The sequence below is a fragment of the Streptomyces sp. RKAG293 genome (genome assembly GCF_023701745.1).
In the GTDB taxonomy this organism is placed as follows: domain Bacteria; phylum Actinomycetota; class Actinomycetes; order Streptomycetales; family Streptomycetaceae; genus Actinacidiphila.
On record NZ_JAJOZB010000001.1, the window covers coordinates 4943641 to 4962839 of the forward strand.

A 19199-nucleotide genomic window follows, 5' to 3' on the forward strand; every position below is an offset into this window, starting at 1 on the left:
CTACCAGGTGGTAGGGACTGTTACCCACAGATCATGCCTCAGTCCCCGTCACCCGCGCCTCTGACCCGGGCCAGTTCGGCGAGCCTGCGGTGCTCGACGGCCTTCCGTTCGAGGATCTCGGCCATCCGCAGGTGGTACTCCGGCTTGTCCTGCTCGTAGATGTCCGGGATGCCGTCCCCGTCCTCGTCGCGTTCCTCCTCCTCGCACATCGCCCGGTACTTGTTGTTGCGGAGCTTGAGCAGGATGCCCGCCACGACGGCCGCGATCACCGAGCCGATCAGGACGGCCGCCTTCACCTCGTCGGCCAGCACCGGGTCCTCGGCGAAGGCGAGTTCGCCGATCAGCAGCGACACGGTGAAGCCGATCCCGGCCAGTGAGGCGACGGCGAGGACGTCGGGCCAGCGGAGCTCCGGGTTGAGCTCCGCACGGGTGAACCGGGCCGCGAGCCAGGTGCCGCCGAACACTCCGAGGGTCTTGCCGGCCACCAGGCCGAGGACCACGCCGAGCGTCTCGGGCTGCGAGAAGACATCGGTGAGCGCGCTGCCGGAGATGGCGACACCCGCCGAGAAGAGGGCGAACAGCGGTACCGCCAGACCGGCGGAGACGGGGCGCACCAGATGCTCGACGCGTTCGCCGGGGGAGTGGTCCTCGCCGTCCCGGCGGGTACAGCGCAGCATCAGGCCCATGGCCACGCCCGCGATCGTGGCGTGCACGCCGCTGTTGTACATCAGCCCCCAGATGACCAGGGCGAGCGGCACGTAGATGTACCAGCCGCGCACTTCCCTGCGGAGCAGCAGCCAGAAGACCAGCAGGCCCAGCGCGGCGCCGCCGAGGGCCACGAAGTCGATCGAGGAGGTGAAGAAGACCGCGATGATCAGGATCGCGAAGAGGTCGTCGACGACGGCGAGCGTCAGCAGGAAGGCGCGCAGCGCGGACGGCAGCGATGTGCCGATGACCGCGAGGACGGCCAGCGCGAAGGCGATGTCGGTGGCGGTCGGGACCGCCCAGCCGTCCAGCGCGCCGCCGCCGACGGTGTTGACCACCAGGTAGACGAGGGCGGGCACCGCCATGCCGCAGACGGCGGCGATGACCGGGAGCGCCGCTGCGGACGGTGTCCGCAGCTCGCCGGCGACCAGCTCGCGCTTGAGCTCGATGCCGGCGACGAAGAAGAAGATGGCGAGCAGGCCGTCGGCCGCCCAGTGCTGCACCGACAGGTCCAGCCCCAGGGAGGACGGCCCGAAGTGGAATTCCCTGACCGTCTCGTAGGTCTCGTGCGCCGGGGTGTTGGCCCAGATCAGCGCGGCGACGGCGGCGATGAGCAACAGGACGCCGCCCACGGTCTCGGTGCGCAGCGCGTCGGCGACGAAGGTCCGCTCGGGGAGGGACAGCCGGCCGAGGAGGACGGAGCGGCGGGTGGGCTCGGTCTCGGGCCGGTCGGTGGCGGGCCGCTCGGTCACAGGTCGCTCGGTCACGGGTCGAAGACCTCCGGTCGGTTGGTCATCCACTGGACATGGCTGACTCCGTTGCCGACCAGACTTCCCGGCGCACCTTGTGTACTGACGCGTTCTTGACGCGGGGACCAGCCTATCGGGTCGCGCGCTGTGCCGTCCGGCGATCTTCATATTACGGACATAAGGGGCCCCCGGCTTGATGCCGGGAGCCCCTTGTCGGCCGTGTGGACCCTCTCAGGCCCTGCGGTCAGTCCTCGCTGGTCGCGCCCGGCAGGTTGGTCTGGATCAGGTCCATCACCGAGGAGTCCGTCAGCGTGGTGACATCGCCGAGCTCGCGGTTCTCCGCGACGTCGCGCAGCAGCCGGCGCATGATCTTGCCGGAACGGGTCTTCGGCAGCTCGCTGACGATCAGGATGCGCTTGGGCTTGGCGATCGGGCCCAGCGTCTTGCTGACGTGGTCGCGCAGCTCGGCGACGAGCGTGTCGGAGTCCGAGGCGGTGCCGCGCAGGATGACGAACGCGACGATGGCCTGGCCGGTGGTCGCGTCGGCCGCGCCGACGACCGCAGACTCGGCGACCTTCGGGTGCGAGACGAGCGCCGACTCGACCTCGGTGGTCGAGATGTTGTGGCCCGACACCAGCATCACGTCGTCCACCCGGCCGAGCAGCCAGATGTCGCCGTCCTCGTCCTTCTTGGCGCCGTCACCCGCGAAGTAGCGGCCCTCGAACCGCGACCAGTAGGTGTCGATGTAGCGCTGGTCGTCGCCCCAGATGGTGCGGAGCATCGACGGCCACGGCTCGGTCAGCACCAGGTACCCGCCGGAGCCGTTCGGCACCTCGCGCGCCTCGTCGTCCACGACGGTGGCGGCGATGCCCGGCAGGGCGCGCTGCGCGGAACCCGGCTTGGTGGTGGTCGCGCCCGGCAGCGGGCTGATCATCATCGCGCCGGTCTCGGTCTGCCACCAGGTGTCCACGATCGGGCAGCGGTTGCCGCCGATGTGCTCGCGGTACCACATCCACGCCTCGGGGTTGATCGGCTCGCCGACGCTGCCCAGCACCCGCAGCGAGGACAGGTCGAACTTCGCGGGGATGTCGTCGCCCCACTTCATGAACGTCCGGATCGCGGTCGGCGCGGTGTAGAGGATCGTCACGCCGTACTTCTGGACGACCTCCCAGAAGCGGCCCTGGTGCGGGGTGTCCGGGGTGCCCTCGTAGATCACCTGGGTGGCGCCGTTGGAGAGCGGCCCGTAGACGATGTACGAGTGGCCGGTCACCCAGCCGATGTCGGCCGTGCACCAGTAGACGTCGGTCTCCGGCTTGAGGTCGAAGACGGCGTGGTGGGTGTAGGAGGTCTGGGTGAGGTAGCCGCCCGAGGTGTGCAGGATGCCCTTCGGCTTCCCCGTCGTGCCGCTGGTGTAGAGGATGAAGAGCGGGTGCTCGGCGTCGAACGCCTGCGGTGTGTGCTCGGCCGACTGCCGGGTGACGATGTCGTGCCACCAGACGTCACGGCCCTCGGTGAACGCGGTCTCCTGGCCGGTCCTGCGGACCACCAGGACGTGCTCGACCTGCGGACACTTGGCTACGGCCTCGTCGATGGCGGGCTTGAGCGCCGACGGCTTGCCGCGCCGGTAGCCGCCGTCGGAGGTGATGACGAGCTTGGCGTCGGCGTCCTGGATGCGGGACGCGACGGCGTCGGCCGAGAAGCCGCCGAAGACCACGGAGTGGGCGGCGCCGATCCGGGCGCAGGCCAGCATCGCGACCACGGCCTCGGGGATCATCGGGAGGTAGACCGCGACCCGGTCGCCGGCCTCGACGCCCAGCTCGGTGAGCGCGTTGGCGGCCCGGCTGACCTCGTCCTTGAGCTCGGCGTAGGTGAGGGAGCGGCTGTCGCCGGGCTCACCCTCGAAGTGGATGGCGACCCGGTCGCCGTTGCCCGCCTCGACATGCCGGTCGACGCAGTTGTACGCCACGTTGAGCTTGCCGTCGGCGAACCACTTGGCGAACGGCGGGTTCGACCAGTCCAGCGTCTCGGTCGGCTCGGTGTCCCAGCTCAGCCGGCGCGCCTGCTCGGCCCAGAAGGCCGGGCGGTCGGACTCGGCCCGTGCGTACGCATCCGCGGTGACGTTGGCGGATGCGGCCAGCTCGGCCGGCGGAGCGAAACGCCGCTCCTCCTTCAACAGATTGGCCAGGCTCTCGTTGCTGCTCACGCCAACTCCTTGTCAGACTGTCCCAGATGTCCCAGCCATAGCTCATCAGGCCGCGGGCGCGATGACAAGAGTCGCAGGATAATTGGTTTAGACCTGTAGTGTGAGCGGCTCCGTCGGGGCCGCGCGGCGTGTCGTTCCGCCGCCCGGCCCCGAACGGTGTCAGACCGCGTCCAGCACCTCCGGATGCACCGCGGAGAACGACCCCGTGGCGTGGTCCAGGACGTACGCCTGGGCCTCTGCGACATGGAAGTACATGCCCTGGAGCTGGAGCTTGCCCTCCGCGTAGCGGCGGGCCACGCACGGGTGGTCGAGCAGGTGCTCCAGCTGCTGGACCACATTGGCCAGGCTCAGCCGCTCCAGATCGTCGGCCGGCGCCCGGTCCGTCATCCCGGGGCCGCCCCGCGCCAGCCGCTCCAGGCTCGGCCGGCCGTGGCGCAGCCAGCGGGCCAGCGGGGTCTGCGCGCCGGGCTCGTGATCACTGCCGAGCAGCGCCTGCATGGCGCCGCAGCCGGAGTGCCCGCAGACCGTGATGCTGCCGACCTTCAGTACGTCCACCGCGTACTCGACGGCCGCGGCCACCGAGTCGCAGGAGTTGTCCGAGTCCGGCGGCGGCATCAGATTCCCGACATTGCGGACGGTGAAGAGGTCACCGGGCCCGCTGGAGGTGATCATGCTGGTCACCAGCCGGGAATCGGCGCAGGTGAGGAAGAGCTGGGTGGGCCGCTGGCCCTCCCGGGCCAGCCGCGCCAGCTCGTCGCGCACCAGGGGTGCGGTGTTGCGCTGGAAGTTGCTGACGCCCCCGAGCAGCTGGTTGCCGCCCGGTGCGGTGACGGTGGCGGCGCTCGGCCGGGTGCAGTGGTGGTTGCGCCACGGAGTCCAGGGCCGGCAGGCGTGCGCGCTCGCCGGTTCGCTGACGGTCCCTCCGGTGCGGTCGCCGAGCATGGCCCAGCCGCCGCGGGCACGGTGCCGGTCGCACCACGACTGCAGCGCCTCGTAGGCCGCGTGGTCCATGAACGAGCCGTCCAGCTCGACGACCGCGTGCGCCCCGTCGGGTACCTGGGCGAAGGCCCGGGTGAGCCGGGGCACCGCGAGGAACGTCAACTGCCCGCGGGCCCGCACCCGGTAGCCGCCCGCCTCCTCGGAGACGGTGATCCGGGTGCGGGTGAGGCGGCGCAGCGCGGTGAACGCCGCGACCGCGATCCCGGCCACCACGCCCTCCAGGACGCCGAGCAGCACCACTCCGCCGATGGTGGTGACGTACACCGGGAACTCCTGGTGCCGCCGTACGTTTTTGATGTGCGCGAAGCTCACCATCTTCACGCCGACGAGCAGGACCAGGACGGCGAGGGCGGCGAGCGGGATCAGATCCAGCACGCCGGCCAGCAGGCTCGCGCACAGCACCACCCACACCCCGTGCAGGACCGTGGACCAGCGCGTCACGGCCCCGGCCCGGATGTTCGCCGAGCCGCGCATCGCGCCGCCGGCCACCGGCAGGCCGCCGAGCAGCCCGGAGAGCACGTTCGACGCGCCCTGGCCGAGCAGTTCACGGTCGAGCCGCGCGGGTCTGGCCCGCCGGTCCGGGTACTCGGACTGCATCTTGTCGAGCGCGACCGCGGACAGCAGCGATTCCATGCTCGCGACGAGGGTGACGGTGACGACCGCGGCGAGCAGCCCGAGCACCGGGCCCTCCGGCAGCCGGGGCAGCACCGGAGTGTTCCACGACGGCAGATCGACGCGCGGCACGGTCAGCGCCAGACCCGCGGCCGTGGCGACGGCGACCGCCGCCAGCGCCGCCGGGACCGCCCGCAGCGCGCGCACGGCTCTGTTTCTGACGTTCTTTCCGGGCAGCCGCGGCCAGCCGACCAGGACGACGGCGGTGAGCGCGCCGATCCCCAGGGTGGCCGGGCTGGTGGCCGCCAACTGGCGTGGCAGCGCACCGAGGTTGGCCAGGGCGGAGCCCTGAGCGGTGCCGCCGAGGATGACGTGCAGCTGCCCGACGGCGATGGACACGCCGATCCCGGCGAGCATGCCGTGCACGATGGCGGGGCTGACGACGAGCGCCGCCCGCGCCACCCGCAGGGCGCCGAGGGCGGCCTGGGCGAGGCCGGCGAGCACGGTGATGGCGCAGGTGGTGCGCCATCCGTAGCGCTGTACGAGTTCGGCGGTGACGACCACGAGGCTGGTGGCAGCCCCGCTGACCTGCAACGGGGCCCCGCCCAGCAGCCCGGCGACGATACCGCCGACGGCTGCGGCGACGAGGCCGGACTGGAGGGGCGCACCGGTGGCGAGGGCGATACCGAGCGACAGCGGCACGGCGATCAGAAAGACAGTGATCGAGGCGGACAGATCGGACCTGTGAGGCGTCTGCATGGTTCCCGTCTCCTTCAGGGCGGCGGGACGTGGTAGCCGTACGTAACTATATGGCTACGCTCAAGCGTCGGTAAAAGGAGAGTAATGCGGATATACGGTTCGGTGAAGTCCGTAGATCCACTCGGGCGGAGATTTGCTCCTATCGGGTGAATCGAGGAGTGGTTTGGCCGGTCGTGACCGGCAAATCGCGGGAGCATGTCACTTTTTGCTCTCGAATCACTGCTTTCCCTTTGGATCGAGGTTCGTATGTATTCCATGCGGAAGACCACGGCCCTGGCCGCTGTAACCGCGTTGGCATTCGGCGCGGTGGGTTGTTCGAGCGGTTCGAGCGGTTCAAGCGGTTCCAGTTCTGGAGGGTCCGGGCAGAGCAGCCGGCAGCACGACGGTCCTGCCGCGGCCGTGCGGAAACCACCGGCACGGGTGATGAAGCTGATCGGCGACGGCTCCACCGCCGAGACCGGGGCACAGCCCAACCAGCCCCGGTTCGAGCGGCTCGCGCCGGGCGAGAAGCCCCCGCAGTTCGTCGTCTTCTCCTGGGACGGCGCGGGAGAGGACAGCCAGAAGCTGTTCTCGCACTTCCGCGAGGTCGGCAAGGAGAACAACGCGGCCATGACGTACTTCCTCAGCGGCGTCTACCTGCTGCCCGGGGACCGCAAGGAGGTCTACGCGCCGCCGCGGCACTCGCGCGGCGCCTCCGACATCGGCTTCACCGACCGCCCGGAGATGACCGACACGCTGGAGCAGATCCGGCTGGCGTGGCAGGACGGCAGCGAGATCGGCACCCACTTCAACGGCCACTTCTGCGGGCCGAACGGCGGGGTCGGCACCTGGTCGTCCGAGGAGTGGAAGAGCGAGATCGAGCAGGCCGAGGGCTTCGTCAAGAACTGGAAGACGAACAGCGGCCTCACCCGGCTCGCCCCGCTGCCTTTCGACTACAGCAAGGAGCTGGTCGGCGGCCGCGCCCCCTGTCTGGAGGGCCAGCGGAACCTGATCCCGGCCGCCAAGGAGATGGGCTTCCGCTACGACGCCAGCTCGGTCGGCGGGCGGCAGGTCTGGCCCTCGCAGATCGACGGCGTCTGGGACTTCCCGCTCCAGGACATCCCGGTCCCCGGCCGCGCCTTCGAGACGCTCTCCATGGACTACAACTTCCTGGCCAACCAGTCCGGCACCACCAAGGGCGACCCGTCGATGCGCGACTACTGGGGCCGGCAGATGGAGAACGGGCTGGCCGCCGCCTTCGACCGCGCCTACACGGGCAACCGGGCGCCGATGTTCGTCGGCAACCACTTCGAGTCGTGGAACGGCGGCGTCTACATGAAGGCCGTCGAGTCCACCATCAAGTCGGTGTGCCGCAAGGACGGCGTGCGGTGCGTGTCGTTCAAGCAGATGGCGGACTGGATGGACGCGCAGGATCCGGCGGTGCTGCGGAAGCTGCGCACCCTGGACGTCGGGCAGGCGCCGAAGGAGGGCTGGCCGGCCCTCCTCGCGGCACCTGGGGCTCCTGGCGCACCTGCGGCTCCTGGCGCACCCGCGGCTCCTGGCGCACCCGAGACTCCTGGTGCCGCGGCTCCGGCGGGCGCGGCCGGATCCGGGTCGAGGGTCAGCTAGGCGACAGCGCGCCGGCGGCGGTCATCGCCGCGGACTCGCCGAGCACGAAGACGGGGTCGACCTGGGATGCCAGGTCGGCGCCCGTCTTGGCGTTGCCCCAGCTCTCCGCGTTCTTCAGATGGAAGTGCACCATCTGCCGGGTGTACCGGTCCCAGTCGCGGGCGTCGTACGAGGCGTCGGCCGTCTCGTGCATCGTCCGCAGCGCGCGGCGGTTGGTCTCCTCCAGCAGCTCGAAGCTCGGCGGACGGCCCTTCTCCATCGCGCGCACCCAGTCGGAGTGGCCGACGGTGGCCAGCAGGTCGTCACCGGTCTCGTCGCGCAGGAACGCCAGGTCGTCGGGGCCCTGCACCTTGTTGCCGATGACGCGCAGCGCGACGCCGAAGTCGCGGGCGTACTCCTTGTACTGGCGGTAGACGGCGACGCCCTTGCGGGTCGGCTCGGCGACCAGGAACGTCATGTCGAACCGGGTGAACATCCCGGAGGCGAACGAGTCGCTGCCGGCCGTCATGTCCACCACGACGTACTCGTCGCGGCCGTCGGTCAGATGGTTCAGGCACAGTTCCACCGCGCCGACCTTGGAGTGGTAGCAGGCGACACCGAGGTCGGACTCGTTGAACGGGCCGGTCGCCATCAGCCGCACCTGAGCGCCGTCGTCCAGGGGGACCGTACGGGCGCACGCCGCGTAGACCGGGTTCTCCTCGATCACCCGCAGCAGGCGCGAGCCGCTGCCCGGCGGAGTCGTCTTGATCATGGTCTCGACGGAGGCGATCCGCGGGTTGGTGCCCCGCAGGTACTCCTTGATCTCCGGCAGGTGGGCGCCCATCGCGGGGAACGCGGCGGCCTCCTCCTCGTCCAGGCCGAGGGCCGGGCCGAGGTGCTGGTTGATGTCCGCGTCAACGGCGACGACGGGCACACGGACGTCCGCGAGGTGGCGGATGAACAGGGAGGACAGCGTGGTCTTGCCGCTGCCGCCCTTTCCAACGAAAGCGATCTTCATGTTCGCCAAGAGTAGTCGGACATCTACGGGCGGTGACGGTTTGGAGTGGGGAAGGCCACTCGATCGGGGTCCATTGGCGCGTTCCGCTGTGCGTAGGGTCGTACTCATGGGTACGAACGCTGATCCGCTCGCCATCCTCGGTTCCCTGCCCGGCGTGTCCGACGCGGTGGACTCCGTGCGGCAGTCCGTGGACAAGGTCTACGGCCACCGCGTGATGCGCCGCCGGTCCGAAGAGGTGACGTCCGAGGCGGCGCTGCGCGGAGCGCGCGGTTCCGCCGCGCTGGCCGGCGCCGACTGGCCGCTGGAGGAGATGCGGCGGCGCAGCGACTTCTCCGCGGACGCCGAGGCCCGCACGGTGGGCGCGGCGCTGCGGCTGACCGCCGAGGCCGGGCAGCTGCTCAGCGTCTGGCGCCAGTCGCCGGTGCAGGCGCTGGCGCGGCTGCACCTGGTGGCGGCGGGCGGCGCCGTTCCGGACGACACGGTCGGCCGGCCGCGGCTGGCCGGGGAGCCGGTCGACGAGCCGCTGGTGGAGCTCCCGCTCCCGGAGTCGGGAGAGGTGGCCGCCCGGCTCGACGGGCTGGTCGGACTGCTGCGTGCGGGGAGCGAGGCGCCCGCGCTCGTCGTCGGCGCGGTGGTGCACGGCGAACTGCTGTCGCTGCGGCCCTTCGGCTCGTTCAACGGGCCGGTCGCGCGGGCCGCGGAGCGGATCGTGCTGGTCGGCAGCGGACTCGACCCCAAGTCGATCTGTCCCGCCGAGGTGGGCCACGCCGAACTCGGGCGGGCCGACTACCTCAAGGCGCTGGAGGGTTACGCGTCCGGGACACCGGAGGGTATGGCCGCGTGGATCGGGCACTGCGGGAAGGCGCTGGAACTCGGGGTGCGCGAGAGCGTCGCGGTGTGCGAGGCGCTGCAGCGCGGCGCGGCCTGAGGCCGGAGGCCGGAAAGGGTTGCGGCGGCACCCAGGGGGTGCCGCCGCTGACATGTCCGTCGCGTTACCATGCGTGCTCGGTTTTTGCCGATCAGGTCGGGACTTTGCCCGTCACCTGGTACGGCTGGCCCGGTTAGCGGGTCGGCTGCGCGTGGGTGCCCGACTTCCATGCTGGGTCCGTGTGGCCAGATACTCTGCGGTCTTCCTCTCGGAACGTCCGTGGTCTCGCGGGCCTCTGAGTCCTTTCTACCGCCGCCACGGCCGAAGCGGAACCCCTGAGCGCACTTCTTTACTTTTGCCTTCAATCAGGACAAAAGTGACGGTCGTCGGCGGCGGGCGGCGTACCAGACCAGTCCCGCGGTGGCGGCGGCCGCTCCGACCGCGGCCGCGGCGAGCACCGGGCGCGGCGGCATCGACAGCGACGGGATCCGCTGGTTGAGCCGGACCGGCCGGTTGAAGGTGAGGATCGGCCATTCCTTGCCGGTCGCCTCGCGGCGCAGCCCGCGGTCAGGATTCACCGCGTACGGGTGGCCGACGACCTCCAGCATGGGGATGTCGGTCACCGAATCGCTGTACGCGAACGACCGTTCCAGGTCGTATCCCTCGGTGTCGGCGAGCCCGAGAATGGCCTCGGCCTTGGCGGGGCCGTAGACGTAGTGCTCGATCTCGCCCGTGTAGCAGCCGTCCTTGGCGACCATCCGGGTGGCGATCACATGGTCGGCGCCGAGCATCCGGCCGATGGGCTCGACGACCTCGGCACCCGAGGCGCTCACGATCACCACGTCCCGGCCGGCGGCGTGGTGCTCCTCGATGAGGGACGCGGCCTCGTCGTAGATGATCGGGTCGATGAGGTCGTGGAGGGTCTCGGCCACGATCTCCCTGACCTGCTGCACGTTCCAGCCGCGGCACAGCTCGGAGAGGTACTTGCGCATCCCCTCCATCTGGTCGTGGTCGGCGCCGCCCACGAGATAGACGAACTGGGCGTAGGCGGTGCGCAGCACGGCCCTTCGGTTGATCAGGCCGCCCTGGTAGAAGGATCTGCTGAAGGCGAGGGTGCTCGACTTGGCGATCACGGTCTTGTCGAGGTCGAAGAATGCTGCGGTGCGCGGGGACAGGTGGTTTTCCACGAGCACGAGCATAAGCAACCACCATTCGGCGTAAGCTCAGGCGCGTGGGTTTGCCTGAGAAGGCTGTCGGGTACACCATGGAAGTCACGGATCGTTCGCGACCGTGCTAACCCGGTCTGGCTCCTCCCCCCCCGAGTCGGACTGTGGGGACGACCCCCGCTCTCCCCCCCGGCGGGGGTCGTCGCATGTCCGGATGTCTTTTCGGACCGACGTCCCGGTAGCTCTCCTTCCTTTTATGCGGTAGCTCCGCCTCCCCTTGTGCTGCCTGTATCGGGTACGACGTGTCACGTTCCGTAATCGTTGCGCCTCAGTGGCGAACTCACCCGTTCGAGTGGCGGAGTTATCCACAACCGCTGAGTTATCCACCGGAACCGACCAAGATCATCTGAAGCTCCGGAACGGCCGGACTCTGTTCGCAGGCGATGCACCACCGTGCTCGCGGGACGAACGAGGGGGACAGGGCCGTGGCTGAATCCATCACACCCGACCGGAGGCCGGCAGCGGCGGAGGAGCCGGGCGGACCGCTGATCGTCACTCAGGACGAGGCGCTGCTCGACGATTTGCTGCGGTTGTGCGCGGCGGCCGGCGCCGAACCCGAAGTGGCCTTCGGGGCCCCGCCCCGTGCGGGCAGCTGGGAATCCGCGCCGCTGGTCCTCGTCGGCTCCGACGACACCACCCGGCTCCGCGGCGCCGTCCGGCGAAAGGGCGTGCTGCTCGTCGGCCGGGATCTGGACGACCAGGACGTGTGGCGCAGAGCGGTCGACATCGGCGCCGATCACGTACTTTTTCTGCCGGATGCCGAGACCTGGCTGGTCGACCGGATCGCCGATGCGGCCGAGGGAGTCGCCGAACCCGCCCTGACCATCGGGGTGGTGGGCGGCCGCGGCGGTGCCGGGGCCAGCACCCTGGCCTGCGCCCTCGCGGTCACCGCGGCCCGCGACGGCCGCCGCGCGATGCTCATCGACGGCGACCCGCTCGGCGGAGGCCTCGACATCCTGCTCGGCGCCGAGCGCACCGGAGGACTGCGCTGGCCCGACCTCGCCGACTCGCGGGGGCGCGTCAACAGCGGTGCGCTCGAGGAGTCGCTGCCGCGGCTCGACGCGCTGAGCGTCCTCAGCTGGGACCGCAGCGACTCGGTGGTCATCCCGCCGCAGGCCATGCGGTCCGTGCTGGGTGCCGCGCGGCGCCGGGGCGGTGTCGTCGTCGTGGACCTGCCCCGCCGGGTCGACGAGGCGGTCGCGGAATCCCTGGCCCAGATCGACGTCGGACTGCTCGTCGTCCCGGCCGAGTTGCGGGCGGTGGCCGCGGCCACCCGGGTCGCCTCGGCCGTCAGCATGGTCCTCAAGGACCTGCGGGTGGTCGCCCGGGGGCCCTTCGCTTCCGGGCTCGGGGACGAGGAGATCGCCAAGCTCGTCGGCCTGCCGCTGGCCGGCGAACTGCCGTCGGAACCGGACCTCCTCGATGCGCGGGACGGCGGCGGGCCGCCCGGCGCGAGCGGCCGCGGGCCGCTGGCCCGCTTCTGCTCCGCCTTCCTGGCCCAGGCCCTGCCCAGCGGCGGGAGCGTGCCGGTATGAGCGCGGACCGTGCGGAACCGAGGGCGGCGCTCCTGGACGCCGTCAGACTCCGCCTCGCGGAGTACAGCGGGGACCCGACGCCCAGCAGGGTCGCGGCCGCGCTGCGCGCCGAAGGGCGGCTGCTGGGCGACACCGAAGTGCTCGGCGTCGTCACCGCGCTGCGCTCCGAAATGGTCGGCGCGGGACCGCTGGAACCCCTGCTCGCGGATCCGGACGTCACCGATGTGCTCGTCAACGGTCCGGACGAGGTGTGGGTCGACCGCGGGCACGGCCTGGAGCGCAGCGACGTCGGCTTCGCCGATGCCTCCGCGGTGCGCAGGCTCGCCCAGCGGCTCGCGACCACCGCCGGGCGGCGGCTGGACGACGCCCGGCCGTGGGTCGACGCCCGGCTGCCGGACGGCACCCGGCTGCATGCCGTACTGCCGCCTGTCGTCGTCGGGTCGCCGTGTCTGTCGCTGCGTGTGGTGCGGGCCCGTGCCTTCGCCCTGGACGAGCTCATCGCCGCCGGCACCATGGACGCCGAGACCGCCCGGCTGCTGCGGGCCGTCCTCGACGCCCGGCTCTCCTTCATGATCAGTGGCGGCACCGGCACCGGGAAGACCACCCTGCTCAGCTGTCTGTTGGGCCTGGTGGAACCGGATCTGCGCATCGTCCTCGCCGAGGACTCCGCGGAACTGCGGCCCGACCACCCGCATGTCGTACGCCTGGAGACCCGGCCGGCCAATCAGGAGGGTGCCGGTCTGGTGGAGCTCCGGGACCTGGTGCGCCAGGCATTGCGGATGCGCCCGGACCGGCTGGTGGTCGGCGAGGTCCGCGGACCGGAGGTCACCGAACTGCTCGCCGCGCTCAACACCGGGCACGAGGGCGGTTGCGGAACGGTGCACGCGAACGCGGCCTGCGACGTGCCGGCCCGGCTGGAGGCGCTCGGTTCGACCGCCGGTCTCGACCGGGCCGCCCTGCACAGCCAGTTGGCGGCCGCGCTGTCCGTCGTCGTCCATCTGGCCAGGGACCGGTCCGGGCTGCGCCGGGTCGCCGAGATCCATGTACTGGAACGCCGCGCCGACGGGCTGGTCGTCACCGTCCCGGCCGTGGTGCGCGGCGCTCACGGCGCCGGGGAGCGGGGGCCGGGCTGGGACCGGCTGGCGGTCCTGTGCGAGCGGGGTGCGTCATGAGGCCCGGGTCGGCGCTGGTGACGCTGTGGGCGGCCGTGCTCTGTGCTGGGGCCGCCGGTTGGCTGATGTACGGCAGGGACGCCGTGCTGCGCCGGGCCCGGCTGATGCTCGTCGGCAGCCGGCGGCCTGTCACCGGGTGGGAGTGGGGGCCCGGGATGTGGCGCGGGCCGGTGGCCTGCGGGCAGGCGCTGCTGGCACCGCTGCGGGAGCGGCTGGGATGGCGGCTCGGACGTGAACTCCTCTGCCTGCCCGCCGGACTGCTGCTCGCGCTGGTGGCGCATTCGGTGCTGCCCGCGCTGGCCGGGGCCGCCGCCGTGCCGCTGGCCGGCCGCCAACTGCGCGAGCGGGCACGGCGGGTGGCGGCGGAGCGGCGGGTGACCGCGGTGGGCACCCTCTGCGGGACGGTCGCCGGTGATCTGCGGGCCGGAAGCCCGCCGCACACGGCACTGGCGGGCGCGATCGAGGACGACGGCTGGCCGGACGCTCCCGAGCTGGTGGACGCCGCGCGGCTGCTGCTGGCCGCCGCACGGTTCGGCGGGGATGTGCCGGAAGCGCTGCGGGCCGCCGCGCGTCAGGAGGGCGCCGAGGGGCTGGCGGCCGTCGCCGCCTGCTGGCAGGTCGCCGTCGATGGCGGCGCCGGACTGGCCGCGGGCCTCGACCGGATCGCCACCGCGCTGCGCGCCGAGCGCGATCAACAGGAGGATCTACGAGCCCAGTTGGCCGGTCCGCGCTCGACCGCGCTGATGCTGGCCCTGCTCCCGCTGTTCGGAGTGGTGCTGGGCGCGGGACTGGGGGCGGATCCGGTGGGGATGCTGCTGGGCACCCCGACCGGGCTGGCCTGCCTGCTGGCGGGCGGCCTGCTGGAGTGGGCGGGGCTCGCCTGGACCGGACGCATCGTGCGGTCCGCCGAGGAGTCCTGGTGACCGGCGACCGTGTCCACAGCCTGGGGACAGCCGTCTCGGTCGGCGCCGCCGTCCTGTGCGTCGTGGTGACGGTGATCGAGGCCCGGCGGGAACGCGCCGCGCTCGGCAGGCTCCGGCTGCTGTTCGGGGTGCGGGTCGCCAGGCGTCCCGCAGCCGCGTGGTGGACCAGGGGGCCCGCGCTGCGGACCTGGGGTCCGGTGGCAGCGGTCGCGCTCGGCGCGGCCGTGTTCGTCGGAGGGATCCCCGGCTGTGTGACGGGGCTGCTCGCCGCGTACGGGATACGGCGCTGGCAGCGTCGGTCACGGACGGCCGGCGGCCAGGACCGCGACGCGGGCGCCGGGCGTCAACTGCCGCTCTGCGCCGATCTGATGGCCGCCTGCCTCGCGGCGGGCGCCCGGCCGGGCGAGGCGGCCGAAGCGGTCGGCCGCTCACTGGGCGGGCCGCTGGGCGACGGGCTCATACGGGTGGCGGCCGAACTCCGGCTGGGCGGTGACCCCGAGCGGTGCTGGGAACGGTTCGGCCGGCTGCCCGCGGTCAAGGGGCTCGCCCGCTGCCTGTCCCGCGCCTCGCACAGCGGAGTGGCACCGGTCGACGAGGTGGCACGCCTCGCCGCCGACTACCGCGCGGCACGCGGCCGTTCGGCACTCGCCCGGGCCCGGCGCGCGGGAGTGCTGGCCACGGCCCCGCTCGGACTGTGCTTTCTGCCGGCCTTCCTGCTCGTCGGGGTGATTCCGGTGGTGATGGGGCTGGCGGCGGGGATCCTCGCGGGCGGCTCCGGCTAGAGCCAGGGCAGGGGCTGGCCCGATCACGGCATACGAACGTCATTCAACACATACCGATACTAGGGGGAATGTCATGGTGGTCCGGATGCTTCGCGCGACGGCCGGGCGGCTTCGGTCGGCGGCGGACGCGGGAATGACCACGGCGGAGTACGCCGTCGGCACACTGGCGGCCTGCGGATTCGCCGCCGTGCTCTACAAGATCGTGACCAGTGGCGCGGTGAAATCGGCGCTCAGCGGTCTGATCGAGAGGGCGCTCGATGTGTCCTTCTGAGTCTCCTTCCGAGAGCCCTTCGACAGGGTCGTTGGAGCCGCCCTCGGAGCCGCCGCCGAAACCGCCCACCCAGCGGCTTTCAGCGAGGGCGCGGTGGGGTGAGCGGGGGTTCGTCACCGCGGAGGCCGCGGTCGCGCTACCGGTCATGGTGCTCTTCACCGCGGGGCTGCTGAGCGGGCTGATGGCCGTGGCGGCACAGATCCAGTGCGTGGACGCGGCGCGGGCGGGTGCACGGGCCGCGGCCCGGTCCGAGCCGGAGGCCGCCGCGCTGGCGGCGGCCCGCGCCGCCGCTCCGCGAGGGGCAGCGGTGTCGCTGGCCCGGGACGGTGAGCTGGTCAGGGTACGGGTCACCGCCCGGGCGCCGGTGCTGGAGGTCGCGCTGCACGCGGAAGCGGCGGCGCTCGCCGAGGACACCGTCCGATGAGGGGCGGGTGGCGCGAGGACCGGGGCTCGGCGACGGTCTGGTCCGCGCTGCTGACCGGCGTGCTGTGCCTGGCGTTCGGCGCGGTCCTGGCCATGGGCCAGGCGGTCGCCGCCCGCCATCGGGCGGGCGGCGCGGCGGATCTGGCGGCCCTGGCCGCGGCCGGCCACGCGCTGGACGGCCCGGTCGCCGCCTGCGCGCGGGCCGCGCGGACGGCGGAGGCGCAGGGCGCCCGGCTCGTGCGGTGTGCGGTGACGGGGGAGATCGCCGACGTCACCGCCGCCGTGGGCCGGGCGCGGGTCCGCTCCCGTGCCGGGCCCGCCGCCCCGGGCCCTCACTCCCCGACCGGGGCCGGGCCCGCTTCCGGATCCCCGCCGGGGCCAGTGGCTGCATCGGCCGCTGGATCCGCACCTGACTCCGGGGGCGTCTCCCGGGCCAGCAGGCAGTCCAGGAGACGGACGGCGGCCGGTTTGTCCAGGGGCTCGTTGCCGTTGCCGCACTTGGGGGACTGGACGCAGGAGGGGCAGCCGAACTCGCACTCGCAGGAGGCGATGGCCTCGCGGGTGGCGGTGAGCCAGCCGCGGGCGGTGTGGAAGGCGCGCTCGGCGAATCCCGCGCCGCCGGGGTGGCCGTCGTAGACGAAGACGGTGGGCAGGCCGGTGTCGGCGTGCAGGGGGATCGAGACGCCGCCGATGTCCCAGCGGTCGCAGGTGGCGAAGAGCGGGAGGAGGCCGATGGAGGCGTGTTCGGCGGCGTGCAGGGCGCCGGGGAGCTCCTCCGGGTGGATCCGCGCGGCGTCCAACTGGTCGTCGGTGACGGTCCACCACACCGCGCGGGTGCGCAGCGAGCGTGGCGGGAGGTCGAGTTTGGTCTCGCCGAGCACTTCACCGGTGATCAGCCGGCGGCGCAGGAAGGAGACGACCTGATGGGTGACCTCGACCGAGCCGAAGTGGACGCTGGCGGCGCCCCAGGACTCCTCCAGGTCGGTGGAGAGAACGGTGACGGAGGTGGTCTCACGGGCCATCGTCGAGTAGTCGGGGTCGGCCTCGCCGACCAGGGCCACGGCGTCCTCGAGGTCCAGGTGCTCGACCAGATACGTCCGGCCCTGGTGGAGGTGGACCGCGCCGTCGTGGACCGACGTGTGGGCGGAGGCGTCGTCGACGGTGCCGAGCAGCCGCCCGGTGGCGGACTCGACGACCTGGACGGCCTTTCCGCCGGCACCCCGGATGTCGGTGAGGTCGGCGGCGCGCTCCCGGCGGGTCCAGAAGTAGCCGCCGGCCCGGCGCCGCAGCAGGCCGCGGCGCACCAGCTGGGGGAGCAGGGCGGCGGTTTCGGGGCCGAAGAGCGTCAGATCGTCGTCGGTGAGCGGGAGCTCGGCGGCGGCGGCGCACAGATGGGGGGCGAGGACGTAGGGGTTGTCGGGGTCCAGGACGGTGGATTCCACCGGGCGTTGGAAGATCGCCTCGGGGTGGTGGACGAGATACGTGTCGAGCGGGTCGTCACGGCCCACGAGGATCGCGAGCGCGCCCTGCCCGGCGCGCCCGGCGCGGCCCGCCTGCTGCCACATCGAGGCGCGGGTGCCGGGATAGCCGGCCAGCAGGACGGCGTCGAGGCCGGAGACGTCGACGCCCAGTTCCAGGGCGGTGGTGGAGGCCAGGCCGAGGAGCCGGCCCGAGTGCAGGTCGCGTTCGAGGGCGCGGCGCTCCTCGGCGAGGTAGCCGCCGCGGTAGGCGGCGACCCGGGAGGGCAGCGAGGGGTCGACGGCGGCCAGTTTCTCCTGGGCGATCAGGGCGATCAGCTCGGCGGCACGCCGGGAGCGGACGAAGGCGACGGTGCGGGTGCCCTGGACGACGAGGTCGGTGAGGAGGTCGGCGCACTCGGCGGTGGCGGTGCGGCGGACGGGCGCGCCGTGCTCGCCGCTCATCTCGGTCAGCGGCGGTTCCCAGAGGGCGAAGGCCAGTTCGCCGCGGGGGGAGGCGTCGTCGGTGACCTCCACGACCTGGACGCCGGTGAGACGGCCGGCGGCCGCCGCGGGGTCGGCGGCGGTGGCGGAGGCGAGTACGAAGACCGGATCGGCGCCGTAGTGGGCGCACAGCCGCCGCAGCCGCCGCAGCACCTGGGCGACGTGCGAGCCGAAGACACCCCGGTAGGTGTGGCACTCGTCGATGACCACATACCGCAGTCGGCGCAGGTAGGAGGCCCAGCGGGCGTGGGCGGGAAGGATGCCGCGGTGCAGCATGTCGGGGTTGGTGAGGACGTACGTGGCGTACTGGCGGACCCACTCGCGTTCCTCGAACGGAGTATCGCCGTCGTAGAGCGCGGGACGGATCGCAGAACCGAGCGGTTTCGCGAGCGCGGCGACCGCCCGCCGCTGATCCGCTGCGAGGGCCTTGGTGGGCGCCAGATAGAGCGCGGTGGCCCCACGGCCGTTCGGAGCCTCGGAGCCGTCCAGGAGGGCGCTGAGGACCGGGGCGAGGTAGGCGAGGGACTTGCCGGAGGCGGTTCCGGTGGCGACGACCACCGACTGGCCCCGCATGGCGTGTCCGGCGGTGAGCGCCTGGTGCTCCCAGGGACGGGCGATACCGGCCGTCCGGATGGCCTCCAGCACCTCCGGACGGATCTGATCAGGCCAATCGGCATGGCGACCGACCCGCGGGGGCAAGTGCTCCGTATGGGTGATGCGTGCGGCTCGGCCTGCCCCCGTGGCGAGCCGCTCGAGAACGGTGCGGGGGGACGGCCGGCCGTGCGCCGACTGCGGAAGTTGATCCTTAGCCATCGGCACTCAGTGTGTCACCGGCGTGACGGACAATCGCAGGAAGGCGTCGTGCTGGCCCGCTGTGAAGTGATTGAATGCCATCGCGGCTGCCGATCCGTCCCCTCCCCTTCGGCGGGGAGGTCCCCGGGGGCGGCGCCGCTCGATGCAAGGTGCTGGAGGATCCGTGGACCTGTCCCTGTCGACTCGAACCGTTGGCGACCGTACGGTCGTCGAGGTCGGCGGCGAGATTGATGTGTACACCGCGCCCAAGCTGCGTGAGCAGCTGGTAGAGCTGGTGAACGACGGCAGTTATCACCTGGTTGTGGACATGGAGGGAGTCGATTTCCTCGACTCCACCGGTCTGGGTGTACTGGTCGGCGGTCTCAAGCGGGTGCGTGCTCACGAAGGCTCGCTGCGCCTGGTATGCAATCAGGAGCGCATTCTTAAGATTTTCCGGATTACTGGCCTGACCAAGGTGTTCCCGATCCACACCTCGGTCGACGAGGCTGTCGCGGCGAACGACTGATCATCCCGATCGTCGCAGGACGGGGGTACCGGGCGGTTTCGTCGCCCGGACCCCTGTGATGCCCACCCATAGGAGCGAGGGGGAGGCC

General features: G+C 72.0%; 15 protein-coding genes and 1 pseudogene. 10 read left to right on the forward strand and 6 right to left on the reverse strand.

Features of this window, described 5'->3' with window-relative positions:
- Positions 1-38 precede the first annotated feature (38 nt).
- The 3 genes from nhaA to LNW72_RS22035 all read right to left on the reverse strand — a co-directional run bounded on the left by nhaA (position 39) and on the right by LNW72_RS22035 (position 6027).
- Positions 39-1457, reverse strand: coding sequence for a Na+/H+ antiporter NhaA (gene nhaA, locus LNW72_RS22025; RefSeq protein WP_250980254.1), 1419 nt, complete (start codon positions 1455-1457; stop codon positions 39-41).
- Positions 1458-1698: 241 nt separating this feature from the next.
- A complete protein-coding gene (gene acs, locus LNW72_RS22030) occupies positions 1699-3657 on the reverse strand; it encodes an acetate--CoA ligase (protein WP_250976982.1) in 1959 nt (652 codons plus the stop codon).
- A gap of 159 nt (positions 3658-3816) precedes the next feature.
- Positions 3817-6027 (reverse strand): SulP family inorganic anion transporter, encoded by a 2211-nt coding sequence (locus tag LNW72_RS22035; protein WP_250976983.1) that lies wholly within the window; start codon positions 6025-6027, stop codon positions 3817-3819.
- A 246-nt stretch (positions 6028-6273) separates the two neighbouring features.
- Between LNW72_RS22035 and LNW72_RS22040 the strand changes: the two genes are divergently transcribed.
- Positions 6274-7635 carry a hypothetical protein gene (locus tag LNW72_RS22040; RefSeq protein ID WP_250976984.1) on the forward strand — a complete coding sequence of 454 codons (1362 nt, stop codon included), beginning with the start codon at positions 6274-6276 and terminating at the stop codon, positions 7633-7635.
- On the opposite strand, the gene LNW72_RS22045 is transcribed toward LNW72_RS22040, so the two are convergent.
- Entirely contained in the window at positions 7628-8632 is a 1005-nt protein-coding gene (locus LNW72_RS22045; RefSeq protein WP_250976985.1) for an ATP-binding protein, read from the reverse strand. The two genes, LNW72_RS22040 and LNW72_RS22045, sit on opposite strands and share 8 nt — an antisense overlap.
- Before the next feature lie 106 nt (positions 8633-8738).
- On the opposite strand from LNW72_RS22045, the gene LNW72_RS22050 reads away from it, so the two are divergent.
- Positions 8739-9560: an oxidoreductase gene (locus tag LNW72_RS22050; RefSeq protein WP_250976986.1), complete on the forward strand. Its 822-nt coding sequence runs from the start codon at positions 8739-8741 to the stop codon at positions 9558-9560.
- A 305-nt stretch (positions 9561-9865) separates the two neighbouring features.
- Here the strand turns inward: LNW72_RS22050 and LNW72_RS22055 are convergent, their stop codons facing one another.
- Positions 9866-10699: an HAD family hydrolase gene (locus LNW72_RS22055; protein WP_250976987.1), complete on the reverse strand. Its 834-nt coding sequence runs from the start codon at positions 10697-10699 to the stop codon at positions 9866-9868.
- A gap of 452 nt (positions 10700-11151) precedes the next feature.
- Between LNW72_RS22055 and ssd the strand changes: the two genes are divergently transcribed.
- The 7 genes and pseudogenes from ssd to LNW72_RS22090 all read left to right on the forward strand — a co-directional run.
- On the forward strand, positions 11152-12261 hold the full coding sequence (gene ssd / locus LNW72_RS22060) for a septum site-determining protein Ssd (protein WP_250976988.1): 1110 nt from the start codon (positions 11152-11154) through the stop codon (positions 12259-12261).
- Positions 12258-13433: a TadA family conjugal transfer-associated ATPase gene (locus tag LNW72_RS22065; RefSeq protein WP_250976989.1), complete on the forward strand. Its 1176-nt coding sequence runs from the start codon at positions 12258-12260 to the stop codon at positions 13431-13433. The genes ssd and LNW72_RS22065 overlap by 4 nt, the downstream gene beginning before the upstream one ends.
- Entirely contained in the window at positions 13430-14356 is a 927-nt protein-coding gene (locus LNW72_RS22070; RefSeq protein WP_250976990.1) for a type II secretion system F family protein, read from the forward strand. The genes LNW72_RS22065 and LNW72_RS22070 overlap by 4 nt, the downstream gene beginning before the upstream one ends.
- Entirely contained in the window at positions 14353-15138 is a 786-nt protein-coding gene (locus LNW72_RS22075; protein ID WP_250976991.1) for a type II secretion system F family protein, read from the forward strand. The genes LNW72_RS22070 and LNW72_RS22075 overlap by 4 nt, the downstream gene beginning before the upstream one ends.
- A gap of 85 nt (positions 15139-15223) precedes the next feature.
- Positions 15224-15409, forward strand: a complete 186-nt coding sequence (locus LNW72_RS22080) for a DUF4244 domain-containing protein (protein ID WP_250976992.1) — start codon at positions 15224-15226, stop codon at positions 15407-15409.
- Between the two features lie 145 nt (positions 15410-15554).
- On the forward strand, positions 15555-15833 hold the full coding sequence (locus LNW72_RS42120; RefSeq protein ID WP_250976993.1) for a TadE family type IV pilus minor pilin: 279 nt from the start codon (positions 15555-15557) through the stop codon (positions 15831-15833).
- Positions 15830-16084, forward strand: a pseudogene (locus tag LNW72_RS22090) (Rv3654c family TadE-like protein); the annotation flags it as partial. The gene LNW72_RS42120 and the pseudogene LNW72_RS22090, both read left to right, overlap by 4 nt.
- Before the next feature lie 80 nt (positions 16085-16164).
- Here the strand turns inward: LNW72_RS22090 and LNW72_RS22095 are convergent.
- Positions 16165-18606 (reverse strand): DEAD/DEAH box helicase, encoded by a 2442-nt coding sequence (locus tag LNW72_RS22095; protein ID WP_250976994.1) that lies wholly within the window; start codon positions 18604-18606, stop codon positions 16165-16167.
- Positions 18607-18769: 163 nt separating this feature from the next.
- Here LNW72_RS22095 and bldG point away from each other — a divergent pair, with 163 nt between their 5' ends.
- Positions 18770-19111: an anti-sigma factor antagonist BldG gene (gene bldG / locus LNW72_RS22100; RefSeq protein ID WP_138357092.1), complete on the forward strand. Its 342-nt coding sequence runs from the start codon at positions 18770-18772 to the stop codon at positions 19109-19111.
- The last annotated feature ends 88 nt before the right edge of the window (positions 19112-19199 follow it).

What these genes read in the sequence shown, in the direction of transcription:
- LNW72_RS22035 (WP_250976983.1), bottom strand. Translation starts at nt 6,027, where the DNA reads ATGCAGACGCCTCACAGGTCCGATCTGTCCGCCTCGATCACTGTCTTT.
- LNW72_RS22045 (WP_250976985.1), bottom strand. Translation starts at nt 8,632, where the DNA reads ATGAAGATCGCTTTCGTTGGAAAGGGCGGCAGCGGCAAGACCACGCTG.
- LNW72_RS22040 (WP_250976984.1), top strand. Translation starts at nt 6,274, where the DNA reads ATGTATTCCATGCGGAAGACCACGGCCCTGGCCGCTGTAACCGCGTTG.
- LNW72_RS22050 (WP_250976986.1), top strand. Translation starts at nt 8,739, where the DNA reads ATGGGTACGAACGCTGATCCGCTCGCCATCCTCGGTTCCCTGCCCGGC.
- LNW72_RS22055 (WP_250976987.1), bottom strand. Translation starts at nt 10,699, where the DNA reads ATGCTCGTGCTCGTGGAAAACCACCTGTCCCCGCGCACCGCAGCATTC.
- LNW72_RS42120 (WP_250976993.1), top strand. Translation starts at nt 15,555, where the DNA reads ATGGTGCTCTTCACCGCGGGGCTGCTGAGCGGGCTGATGGCCGTGGCG.
- LNW72_RS22070 (WP_250976990.1), top strand. Translation starts at nt 13,430, where the DNA reads ATGAGGCCCGGGTCGGCGCTGGTGACGCTGTGGGCGGCCGTGCTCTGT.
- LNW72_RS22065 (WP_250976989.1), top strand. Translation starts at nt 12,258, where the DNA reads ATGAGCGCGGACCGTGCGGAACCGAGGGCGGCGCTCCTGGACGCCGTC.
- LNW72_RS22080 (WP_250976992.1), top strand. Translation starts at nt 15,224, where the DNA reads ATGCTTCGCGCGACGGCCGGGCGGCTTCGGTCGGCGGCGGACGCGGGA.
- LNW72_RS22095 (WP_250976994.1), bottom strand. Translation starts at nt 18,606, where the DNA reads ATGGCTAAGGATCAACTTCCGCAGTCGGCGCACGGCCGGCCGTCCCCC.